Here is a 10,555-nt window from a genome sequence, read left to right as displayed (position 1 = left end):
GCGGTGCGCCATCTCGAGAAGGGCAGGGTGGTGATCTTCGCCGCCGGCACCGGCAATCCCTATTTCACCACCGATACCGCGGCGACGCTGCGCGCCTCCGAGATGTCCTGCGAGGCGCTCTTCAAGGGCACCCAGGTCGACGGAGTCTACGACAGCGACCCGAAGAAGAACCCGGACGCCCGCCGCTACGACCGGATCAGCTACGACCAGGTGCTGCAGAAGCACCTGAAGGTGATGGATGCCTCGGCGATCGCGCTCGCCCGCGACAACGGGCTGCCGATCATCGTCTTCTCGCTCGACGAGCCCGACGGCCTGGCGGGCATCGTGCAGGGGCGCGGGCGGTTCACGGTCGTCGAGCGCGGGTGACAAGGGGGGCCCCGGGCGGGGAGACTGGCATGTCCGACGTGGAGATCGACATCGCGGCGCTCGAGCGGCGCATGGACGGGGCGCTGCACGCGCTGCGTTCGGACTTCGCCTCGCTCCGGACCGGCCGGGCGTCGGCCTCGATGCTCGACCCGGTCACGGTGGAGGCCTACGGCAGCTCGATGCCGGTCAGCCAGCTCGGCACCATCACCGTGCCCGAGCCGCGGCTCGTGGTGGTGAACGTCTGGGACAAGGCGCTGGTCAACACCGTCGACAAGGCGATCCGCAACTCCGGCCTCGGCATCAACCCGCAGATGGACGGCACCATCCTGCGTCTGCCGATCCCCGAGCTCAACGAGGAGCGCCGGCGCGACCTCGCGCGGGTCGCCGGCCAGTATGCCGAGCAGGCGCGCGTGGCGGTCAGGAACGTGCGCCGCGACGGCATGGACCATCTGAAGCGCGCCAAGGCCGCGGGGATGTCCGAGGACGACGAGAAGCTCTGGCACGACGAGATCCAGGAGCTGACCGACGCCGCGATCAGGAAGATCGACGCGGCGCTGAGTGCCAAGCAAGACGAGATCATGCAGGTCTGACGCCGGAGCCCGCGGCGACGTTTGTATCGGGCGCGAGGGTAGAGAGTTGACGATGTACTTGAACGAGCAGGCGATGCGGGTGCCCGGTCCGGCCCATGTGGCGATCATCATGGACGGCAACGGCCGCTGGGCGACGAGCCGCGGGCTGCCGCGGATCGCCGGTCACAAGCGCGGCGCCGACCGCGTGCGCGAGATCGTCGAGAGCTGTCCCGATCTCGGGATCAGCTACCTGACGCTGTTCGCCTTCTCGACCGAGAACTGGAACCGGCCGGAGACCGAGGTGCTCGGGCTGATGCGGCTCTTCCGGCGCTACATCAAGAAGGAGGGGGCGCGGCTGGTGGCCGAGGGCGTGCGCGTGCGCTTCATCGGTGGGCGCGAGCGGCTGGCGCACGACCTGCAGGCGCTGATGGGCGGGCTCGAGGCGCAGACGGCTGAGAACGACCGGCTGCACCTGACGGTCGCGATCAACTATGGCGGGCGGGACGAGATCCTGCGCGCGACGCGCCGGGTGGCGGAGGCGGTGCGCACGGGCAAGCTCCGCGCCGACGACATCGGGCCGCAGACGATCGAGGCGCATCTCGACACCGCCGGCATCCCCGACCCCGATCTCATCCTCAGGACCTCGGGCGAGTATCGCGTCTCGGGCTTCCTGCCCTGGCAGTCGGCCTATTCCGAGTTCGCCTTCGTCGACACCCGCTGGCCGGACTTCACGGCCGAGATGTTCGCCGCGCAGGTGCAGGGCTTCGGCCGCCGCGAGCGGCGCTTCGGCGCGGTCGCCCGATGACCGGCTTACGATGACGGGCTTACGATGACGGGCCCGCGATGACAGGGGCCGCGCCCCGGCCGGTGCGCTTCGCCGACCTGGGGCTGCGGCTGGCCTCGGGGCTGGTCCTGGCCGCCATCGCCCTCGTGCAGCTCTGGGCCGGCGGCGCCTGGGCGGCGGGGTTCCTGGCGCTGGTGCTGGTCCTGATGCTCTGGGAGTACCACCGCATGGTGACCGGCTCGGAGGCGATCGCCGTCCCGAGCCTCCTCGTCCCCTGCGTGGCTGGCGTGCTGTCGCTCGTCGCTACCGCGATCTGGGGCCCGCCCGTCGGGCTGCCCTGCCTCGTCGTCGCCGCCGGGCTGGTCGCGCTGGCCGGGCGGCCCTGGTCGGGCTGGCTCACGGCTGGCTTCGTCTACATGACCGCGGCGATGGGCGCGCTCCTCGTCTTCCGCGACCGCGAGCCCGAGGGGGTGCTCCTCATCCTCTGGCTGGTGGTGGTGGTGGTGGCGGCCGACGTCGGCGCCTATTTCGTCGGCCGGCGGGTCGGCGGCGCCAAGCTCTGGCCGGCGGTCAGCCCGGGCAAGACCTGGTCGGGCGCCATCGGCGGGCTGGCCGCCGCCGGCCTCGTCGGCTGCTTCTTCGCCTGGCTCGTCGTCGGCTGGCATCCGCTCCGCATCGGGACCCTCAGCCTCGGCATCGCCGTCTGCTCGCAGTTCGGCGACCTGCTCGAGTCGGCGGTGAAGCGGCGGTTCGGGGTGAAGGACGCGAGCCGTCTCATCCCCGGCCACGGCGGGGTCATGGACCGGCTCGACGGGGTGATGGGCGGGGTCTGGTTCTTCGCCATCGCCGATTCCCTGGGCATCGGCACCTACGGGAGCTGAGATGGCGCGGCGGCGGATCAGCATCTTCGGGTCGACCGGCTCGGTCGGCCAGCAGACGGTCGAGCTGATCGACGCCGCCGGCGGCGCGGAGCATTTCGAGGTCGTCGCGCTGACCGGGGCGGGCAACATCGAGCTCCTCGCCCGGCAGGCGATGCGGCTCGAGGCGGAGGTGGCGGTGACCGCCGACCCCGACCGCCTGGCCGAGCTCGAGCGGGCGCTGAAGCCGAGCGGGATCGCGGCGGCGGCCGGGCCGGAGGCGCTGCTGGCGGCGGCCTCCGAGCCGGTCGACTGGGCGATGTCGGCCATCGTCGGGGCGGCGGGGCTCGCGCCGGGGCTGCGCCTGGCGCGGCACGGGGGCGTGCTCGCGCTCGCCAACAAGGAGAGCATGGTCTGTGCCGGCGAGTTGGTCAGGCGGACCTGCGCAGCGCACGGCACCAAGCTCATCCCGGTCGACAGCGAGCATAGCGCCATCTTCCAGGCGCTGATGGGCGAGCGGGTCGAGGACGTAGAGCGGATCATCCTCACCGCCTCTGGCGGCCCGTTCCGCGACTGGCCGCGCGAGCAGATGGCGAAGGTCACCCCGGCCGAGGCGCGGGCGCATCCGAACTGGGACATGGGCGAGCGGATCTCGATCGACAGCGCCAGCATGTTCAACAAGGCGCTCGAGGTGGTCGAGGCGCATGAGCTCTTCGGCGTTAACCCCGAGAGCATCGAGGTACTGGTGCATCCGCAGTCGATCGTGCATTCCATGGTGGGGTTCCGCGACGGCTCGGTCATCGCCCAGCTCGGCCCTTCGGACATGCGCGGTCCGATCGGCTTCGCGCTCAACTGGCCGGAAAGGCGCCAGCTGCCGGTGCGGCGGCTCGACTTCGCCGCCATCGGGCGGCTCGACTTCGCGCCGGCCGACCCGGAGCGCTTTCCGGCGCTGCGCCTCGCCGGCGAGGTGCTGGCGATGGGCGGGCTCGCCGGCGCGGTGTTCAATGCGGCGAAGGAGGCGGCGCTCGACGCCTTCCTCGCCGGGAAGGTCGGGTTCCTTGATATGGCGGTCATCGTTGAACATGTACTGGGCGAGCTCGGGCCGGAAGCCGCGGCGCGTGGCGCCGGCTACGATCTCGAAACGGTGCTGGCACTCGACGCCGCCGCCCGCCGCCTGAGCGGGCAGCGGGTCGAAGGCCTCCGCGGAGCATGATGCCGATGGACGTGATCGCGAACATTCCCTTCTTCGGAGGCTTCCTCTCCACCGTGCTGCCCTTCGTGGTGGTGCTCGGCATCGTCGTCTTCGTGCACGAATACGGCCACTACATCGTGGCCCGCTGGTGCGGGATCAGATCCGAGGTCTTCTCGATCGGCTTCGGCCCGGTCGTCTGGTCGCGCACCGACCGGCGCGGCACGCTCTGGCAAGTCGCCGCGCTGCCGCTCGGCGGCTACGTCAAGTTCAAGGGCGACAGCGACGGCGCGAGCCGCAGCGACCCCGACGCGCTGGCGCGGATGGACCCGGCCGAGCGCCGCGCGAGCTTCCATGGCGCCAGCGTCGGGCGGCGGATGCTGACGGTGCTGGCGGGGCCGGCCTTCAACTTCCTGCTCACCATCGTCGTCTTCGCCGGCATGGCCTTCTGGCAGGGCGTGCCGACCGACCGCCCCACGGTGGGCGAGATCGAGCCGCTGCCCGGCGTGGAGCAGCCGCTCAGGCCCGGGGACGTGCTGCTCGCGGTGGGCGGCACCGAGGCGGCGAGCCTCGAGGATCTCTACCGCCACGCGCTCGACATGCCGGCGCCGGGGCCGATCGAGGTCAGGGTCGACCGTGCCGGCCAGCCGCTCACGCTGAGCGTGCCCTATCCGCTGCCGCCCAAGGTGCAGGGGGTCGAGCCGCTCTCGCCCGCCAGCGCCGCCGGGCTGCGGGCCGGCGACGTGATCGTCGCGGCCGACGGCAAGCCGCTCGCCTCGTTCGAGGGGCTGCGCTCGGTGGTGCTCGCCTCGGGCGGGCGCAGCATCCCGCTCGAGGTCTGGCGCGACGGCAGGACGCTCGAGCTCGCCATCACGCCGCAGGAGCGCGACACCGACGACGGCCAGGGCGGCTTCGAGCGGCGGGTGATGATCGGCGTGGCCGGCGCGCCGCTCTACCGCCCGGCGACGGTGACGCCGGGCCCGCTGACCGCGATCGGCTTCGGCGTCGAGCGGACCTGGGCGGTCATCACCCAGTCGCTGAACGGCATCCGCAGCATCCTGAGCGGCGCGATCGGCGCGGATAACCTGCAGGGGCCGCTCGGCATCGCGCAGATCTCGGGCCAGACCGCGGCGCAGGGGCTGACCAGCTTCATCGCGCTGATCGCAGTCATCTCGACGGCGATCGGGCTGCTCAACCTCTTCCCGGTGCCGATCCTCGACGGCGGGCATTTCGTCGCCTTCCTGATCGAGGCGGTCCGCGGCCGGCCGCCCAGCCCGGCGGTCATGCAGGTCGCCATGTCGATTGGTCTTGGCTTGATCCTCCTGTTGATGGTATTCGCTACCTACAACGACATCATGCGAATGGTGAGTTGAGAACAGGGCGGCGAACCGCCCGCGAGCAGAGGGCAGTACGCCGATGGGGCAGCGGCAGCGGAAACGGGGCGGGGCCCGTCTCTTCCTTCTCTTGGCCGTTCTGGTCCTCGTCCTGCCGGTCTCGATCGCGCTGGCGCAGGGCACGGCGGTCTTCAGCCGCATCGACGTGGCCGGCAATCAGAGGATCGAGGCGGACTCGATCCGCGCCTACGCGGGCATAGAGCCGGGCCAGCCGGTGACGCCCGAGCAGTTGAACCTCGCGGTCAGGAACCTCTTCGACACCGGCCTCTTCGAGGATGCGACCGTGATGCCCGAGGCCGGGCGGCTGGTCATCACGGTCAGGGAAAACCCGACCATCAACCAGATCGCCTTCGAGGGCAACGAGAGCCTCGACGACGACGAGCTCGGCCAGGTCGTCCAGCTCCGCCCGCGGCTCGCCTACTCCGTGCCGGCGGCGGAGGCCGACGCGCAGCGGATCATCGAGGCCTATCGCGCCGCCGGACGCTATGCGGCGACGGTCACGCCCGTCATCATCCGCCGCTCCGAGAACCGGGTCGATCTGGTCTTCGAGATCTCCGAGGGGCGCCGCACCGGCGTCGAGCGGATCAGCTTCAGCGGCAACCGCGCCTTCTCCGACCGCCGGCTGCGGCGCGTCATCCAGACCAACCAGACGAGCTGGCTGAGCTTCGCCTTCGGCGGCAACACCTACGACGCCGACAAGCTCGAGCTCGACAAGGAGCTGCTGCGCCAGTTCTACCTCGAGCGCGGCTACATCGACGTGCAGATCCTGTCGGCGACCGCCGAGATGGTCCGCGAGCGCACCGGCTTCTTCCTCGCCTTCACCATCTCCGAGGGCCAGCAGTACAGTTTCGGCAACGTCTCGGTCAGCTCGCAGATCCCGGGCCTGCCGGCCACCGACTTCCAGCCGCTGCTCGCCCCGGTGGCGAACCGCGGCGTCTACAACGTCAAGCTGGTCGACCGGGTGGTCCAGCGCATGAGCTACCAGGCGGGCCAGGCCGGCTACGCCTTCGTCGAGATCCGCCCGCGGGTGACGAAGAACGCCAACCGCACCGTCGACATCAACTTCGAGATCGTCGAGGGCCAGCGGGTCTTCGTCGAGCGCATCGACATCACCGGCAACACCCGCACCCTCGACCGGGTGGTCCGCCGCCAGTTCCACATCGTCGAGGGTGACGCCTTCAACTCCCGCGAGATCCGCGACGCCGAGGACCGCATCCGCGGCCTCGGCTTCTTCAAGACCGCGAACGTCAACGTGCGCCCCGGCACCGCCTCCGACCAGGCGCTGGTCGAGGTGGCGGTCGAGGAGCAGCCGACGGGCAGCCTGACGCTCGGCGGCGCCTTCTCCTCGAGCGAGGGCCTGACCGCCCAGATCAGCCTGACCGAGCGCAACTTCCTCGGCCGCGGCCAGACCGTCTCGGCCACGGTCTCCGGCAGCAGCCAGTTCGCCAACACCGAGTTCGGCTTTACCGAGCCCGCGCTCTTCGACCGCGACCTGCTCGCCGGGTTCAACATCTACTATCGCAACCGCAACTTCGACGAGCTGTCGTTCCAGACCCGCAACATCGGCTTCCAGCCGCGCATCGGCTTCCCGCTCAGCGAGAACGGCCGGCTGACGCTGCGCTACCAGATCTCCAAGGACGACATCTACGACGTCCAGGAGGACACCTCGCGCATCATCCAGAACGAGGAAGGCGCGCTCATCACCTCGCTGATCGGCGCGACCTACGCCTACGACCGGCGCAACTCCGTCGTCGACCCGACCGCCGGCTTCATCCTTACCCTCAACCAGGAGTTCGCCGGCCTCGGCGGCGACAGCCGCTACTCGAAGAGCCAGGCGCGGGCGCGCGCCTACACCAGCTTCTTCGAGGAGGAGCTCGTCCTCTCGGCCGAGCTCGAGGGCGGGGCGATCTTCAGCCAGGACGGGACGCGCATCACCGACCGGTTCAACACCGGCGGCGACAGCTTCCGCGGCTTCGCCCGCAACGGCCTCGGGCCGCGCGACTTCTGCGACGTGCCGGACTGCACGGTGCCGCAGCAGGACGTCGACGTCGACGACGCGCTCGGCGGCAACTACTACGGCGTGCTCCGGCTCGACGCGAGCTTCCCGCTCGGCCTGCCGCAGGAGTACGGCATCCACGGCGGCATGTTCGCCGACATCGGCTCGCTCTGGAAGCTCGACGAGACCGACGGCAGCATGGGCGAGGTCGACGACGGCTTCCACATCCGCTCCTCGGTCGGCGTCAGCCTCTTCGTCGAGACGCCGCTCGCGCCCTTGCGCTTCAACTACGCGATCCCCCTGCAGTACGAGGACTACGACCTCCTCGAGCGGTTCCGCTTCACCATCCAGACCCGGTTCTGACCCATGGCCGGCGGCCGGACCGCGCGGCTTGCGCTCGCTCTGGCTTTGGCCCTTGCCGCTCCGGCATCGGCGCAGGTGGTGGTGGGATCGCCCTTCCTCATCATCAACCAGGAGCGGCTCCTGACCGGATCGAAGGCCGGCCAGGAGATCCTCGCCGAGGAGGAGCGCCAGCGCGACCAGCTCCGCGCCGAGGCGCGCGCGCTCGACGCCTCCTTCGAGGCCGAGGAGCGCCAGCTCACCGAGCAGCGCCCGACGCTTCCCGCCGAGCAGTTCCGCCGGCTGTCGGACGCCTTCGACGCGCGTGTGGTCGAGGCGCGACGCAAGCAGGACGAGCGCGCGGGCGCACTGGCGCAGGAGTTTGACCAGCGCCGCCGACAGTTCTACGCTCGCATCGCACCGATCCTGGTGACGCTGATGGACCGCTACCAGGCCAAGGCGATCTTCGACGAGACGAGCGTGCTCCTGGCCGACCAGTCGCTCAACATCACCGCGGCGGTGATCGCCGAGATCGACGCCCGCGGGGCGGAACCCGTGCCCCCGGACGCGCCGACGCCGGGCGAGAAGACCGACGGAGGAGACTGATGGCGCTGGCGATCGACGCGAACCTGCCGCAGGCCGACATCGTCAGGATCAAGCGGATGATCCCGCACCGCTATCCGTTCCTGCTGATCGACCGGGTGGTGAACATCGAGCTCAACCGCTACGCGGTCGGCCTCAAGGCGGTCACCGTGAACGAGCCGCACTTCGAGGGGCATTTCCCGGTCATCCCGGTGATGCCCGGCGTTCTCATCATCGAGGCGATGGCGCAGACCTCCGCCGTCCTCGTCGTCGAGACGCTCGGGGTGATCGACCAGGATCTGCTCGTCTACTTCATGAGCATCGACACCGCGAAGTTCCGCAACCCGGTCGGCCCCGGCGACATGCTGGAGCTGCACGTGACGGTGATCCGCGGGCGCGGCAAGATCTGGAAGTTCCGCGGCGAGGCCCGCGTCGGCGACACGCTCTGCGCCGAGGCCGAGTTCGCGGCGATGATCCTGACCCAGGAAGAGGCCAGCGCGAAAGGCTGAGGGCATGGGCATCGACCCCACCGCCGAGCTGCATCCGACCGCGATCGTCGAGCCGGGCGCCGGGATCGGCCCCGGCTGCCGCATCGGCCCCTATTGCGTCGTCGGCCCCGAGGTGGTGCTCGGGCCGCGCGTCGTCCTGCACAGCCACGTCGCGGTCGCCGGCCGCACCCGGATCGGCGAGGACACGCAGATCTTCCCCTTCGCCTCGATCGGCCACATCCCGCAGGACCTGAAGTTCCACGGCGAGCCGGTCGAGCTGCTGATCGGGGCGCGGAACCGCATCCGCGAGCATGTCACGATGAACCCCGGCACCGAGGCCGGCGGCAGCGTGACCCGGGTCGGCGACGACAACCTCTTCATGGTGGCGACGCACGTGGCGCACGACTGCATCATCGGCAGCCACGTCATCATGGCCAACAACGCCACCCTGGGCGGCCACGTCGTCATCGAGGACAACGTGATCCTCGGCGGCCTCTCGGCGGTGCACCAGTTCGTCCGCCTCGGGCGCGGCGCGATGATCGGCGGAATGGCCGGCGTCGTCGCCGACGTGATCCCCTACGGCTCGGTCGTCGGCGAGCGGGCGCACCTCGCCGGCCTCAACCTCGTCGGGCTGAAGCGGCGCGGCGCCGGGCGCGCCGACATCCACGGCCTGCGCGCCGCCTACGGCGAGATGTTCGGCAGCGAGGGGGCCGCCGAAGGCAGCCTGCAGGAGCGGGTGCGGCGGGTGGCCGGGAAGCATGCGGGCAATCCGCTGGTCGAGGAGGTGGCGGCCTTCGTCACGTCGGAGAGCGCGCGCTCCTTCACCATGCCGGCGGACTGACGCCGCGGTGCCGGCCGAAGGCATCGCCATCGTCGCCGGGCGGGGCGACCTGCCGCGCCTCATCGCCGAGGACTGCGCCCGCCGCGGCCTGCCCTACCGGGTGGTCCTCCTCGGCGACCTGACGCTCGACTGGGCCGACGCGCACCCGGCGATCCACGGCCAGTTCGAGAAGCCCGGCCGGCTCTTCGCCGATCTCCGCGCCGCCGGCTGCGGCCAGGTGACCTTCGCCGGCGGCATCGTGCGGCCGAAGCTCCGGCCGCTCGGCTTCGACCTCACCATGCTCCGCCTCGCCCCGCGCGTCGTCCGCGGGCTGGCGGCGGGGGACGATTCCACGCTTCGTATGGTCGCCGGCATCTTCGAGGCCGAGGGCTTCCGCGTCCGCGCCCCGCACGAGATCCTGACCGACCTCCTCGCGCCCCCGAGTGTCCTCGGCCGCGTCCAGCCCTCCGACGCCGACCGGCGCGACGCGGCCCGCGCTGCCGTGATCGTCGCTGCGCTCGGGGCGGTCGACGTCGGCCAGGGGGCGGTGGTGGCCGGCGGCATCTGCCTCGGGCTCGAGTCGATCCAGGGCACCGACGTCATGCTCGACTTCGTCGCCCGCACCGCCGGCCCGGTCCGCCCGGCCGGCGCCCGCGGCGTCCTCTACAAGGCGGCCAAGCCCGGCCAGGACCGCCGCATGGACCTGCCGGCGATCGGCCCGGGCACCCTCGAGCGCGCCGCCGCCGCGGGCCTCGCCGGCGTGGCGGTCGAGGCGGGCGGGGTGATGATCCTCAACCGCGCCGCCGCCGTGGCCGCGGCGGACGCGGCCGGCCTCTTCCTCTGGGTGCGCGAGGCATGAGCCTCCTCTCGATCGAGGCGCTCTCGCTCGCCATCCACGGCCGCCCGATCCTGAGCGGGGTCTCGATGGCGGTCGACGCCGGCAGGGTCCTCGGCGTGATCGGCGAGAGCGGCTCGGGGAAGTCGATGACCGCGCTCTCGGTGATGCAGCTCCTGCCGCCGGGTGCCGTCCTGACCGGCAGCATCGGCTTCGCCGGGGAGAACCTTCTCGCCCGGTCCGAGGCTGCGATGTGCCGGCTGCGCGGCCGCGACATCGGCATGATCTTCCAGGAGCCGATGACCGCGCTCAATCCGCTGCAGACGATCGGCGACC

12 protein-coding genes are annotated in these 10,555 nt (G+C 71.1%); all 12 read left to right on the top strand.

The genetic code is table 11. The annotated features are described in order from the left end of the window. Positions 1 to 366: uridine monophosphate kinase (locus Q0112_RS17130; protein WP_367278483.1), on the top strand; the 366-nt coding region annotated here is incomplete at its 5' end. A 29-nt stretch (positions 367 to 395) separates the two neighbouring features. Then, positions 396 to 956, top strand: a complete 561-nt coding sequence (gene frr / locus Q0112_RS17125) for a ribosome recycling factor (protein ID WP_297977220.1) — start codon at positions 396 to 398, stop codon at positions 954 to 956. Between the two features lie 52 nt (positions 957 to 1,008). Continuing rightward, positions 1,009 to 1,740 carry a polyprenyl diphosphate synthase gene (gene uppS / locus Q0112_RS17120; RefSeq protein ID WP_297977219.1) on the top strand — a complete coding sequence of 244 codons (732 nt, stop codon included), beginning with the start codon at positions 1,009 to 1,011 and terminating at the stop codon, positions 1,738 to 1,740. 38 nt (positions 1,741 to 1,778) lie between these two features. Next, positions 1,779 to 2,600, top strand: coding sequence for a phosphatidate cytidylyltransferase (locus Q0112_RS17115; protein ID WP_297977218.1), 822 nt, complete (start codon positions 1,779 to 1,781; stop codon positions 2,598 to 2,600). Position 2,601: 1 nt separating this feature from the next. Continuing rightward, complete coding sequence (dxr, locus tag Q0112_RS17110; RefSeq protein ID WP_297977217.1) at positions 2,602 to 3,789, top strand: 1-deoxy-D-xylulose-5-phosphate reductoisomerase; 1,188 nt, start codon at positions 2,602 to 2,604, stop codon at positions 3,787 to 3,789. Positions 3,790 to 3,794: 5 nt separating this feature from the next. After that, positions 3,795 to 5,138: an RIP metalloprotease RseP gene (rseP, locus tag Q0112_RS17105; RefSeq protein WP_297977216.1), complete on the top strand. Its 1,344-nt coding sequence runs from the start codon at positions 3,795 to 3,797 to the stop codon at positions 5,136 to 5,138. A gap of 91 nt (positions 5,139 to 5,229) precedes the next feature. Next, positions 5,230 to 7,518 carry an outer membrane protein assembly factor BamA gene (gene bamA / locus Q0112_RS17100; RefSeq protein ID WP_297977215.1) on the top strand — a complete coding sequence of 763 codons (2,289 nt, stop codon included), beginning with the start codon at positions 5,230 to 5,232 and terminating at the stop codon, positions 7,516 to 7,518. Between the two features lie 81 nt (positions 7,519 to 7,599). Next, entirely contained in the window at positions 7,600 to 8,100 is a 501-nt protein-coding gene (locus Q0112_RS17095) for an OmpH family outer membrane protein (RefSeq protein WP_297977214.1), read from the top strand. After that, positions 8,100 to 8,585 carry a 3-hydroxyacyl-ACP dehydratase FabZ gene (gene fabZ, locus Q0112_RS17090; protein WP_297977212.1) on the top strand — a complete coding sequence of 162 codons (486 nt, stop codon included), beginning with the start codon at positions 8,100 to 8,102 and terminating at the stop codon, positions 8,583 to 8,585. Before Q0112_RS17095 ends, fabZ begins: the two co-directional genes overlap by 1 nt. A 4-nt stretch (positions 8,586 to 8,589) precedes the next feature. Continuing rightward, on the top strand, positions 8,590 to 9,405 hold the full coding sequence (lpxA, locus tag Q0112_RS17085; protein WP_297977211.1) for an acyl-ACP--UDP-N-acetylglucosamine O-acyltransferase: 816 nt from the start codon (positions 8,590 to 8,592) through the stop codon (positions 9,403 to 9,405). 7 nt (positions 9,406 to 9,412) lie between these two features. Next, positions 9,413 to 10,243 (top strand): LpxI family protein, encoded by an 831-nt coding sequence (locus Q0112_RS17080; RefSeq protein WP_297977209.1) that lies wholly within the window; start codon positions 9,413 to 9,415, stop codon positions 10,241 to 10,243. Next, positions 10,240 to 10,555, top strand: a 316-nt coding sequence (locus tag Q0112_RS17075) for an ATP-binding cassette domain-containing protein (protein WP_297977208.1), incomplete at its 3' end; no start/stop codon positions are given. The genes Q0112_RS17080 and Q0112_RS17075, both read left to right, overlap by 4 nt.

Origin of the sequence: uncultured Amaricoccus sp. (assembly GCF_937858865.1) — a bacterium.
Taxonomy (GTDB): Bacteria; Pseudomonadota; Alphaproteobacteria; order Rhodobacterales; family Rhodobacteraceae; genus Amaricoccus.
Note: the sequence above shows the minus strand (reverse complement) of the source record. Positions and strands in the feature narration are given on the sequence as shown.

What these genes read in the sequence shown, in the direction of transcription:
- dxr (WP_297977217.1), top strand. Translation starts at nt 2,602, where the DNA reads ATGGCGCGGCGGCGGATCAGCATCTTCGGGTCGACCGGCTCGGTCGGC.
- Q0112_RS17115 (WP_297977218.1), top strand. Translation starts at nt 1,779, where the DNA reads ATGACAGGGGCCGCGCCCCGGCCGGTGCGCTTCGCCGACCTGGGGCTG.
- uppS (WP_297977219.1), top strand. Translation starts at nt 1,009, where the DNA reads ATGTACTTGAACGAGCAGGCGATGCGGGTGCCCGGTCCGGCCCATGTG.
- frr (WP_297977220.1), top strand. Translation starts at nt 396, where the DNA reads ATGTCCGACGTGGAGATCGACATCGCGGCGCTCGAGCGGCGCATGGAC.
- fabZ (WP_297977212.1), top strand. Translation starts at nt 8,100, where the DNA reads ATGGCGCTGGCGATCGACGCGAACCTGCCGCAGGCCGACATCGTCAGG.
- lpxA (WP_297977211.1), top strand. Translation starts at nt 8,590, where the DNA reads ATGGGCATCGACCCCACCGCCGAGCTGCATCCGACCGCGATCGTCGAG.
- rseP (WP_297977216.1), top strand. Translation starts at nt 3,795, where the DNA reads ATGGACGTGATCGCGAACATTCCCTTCTTCGGAGGCTTCCTCTCCACC.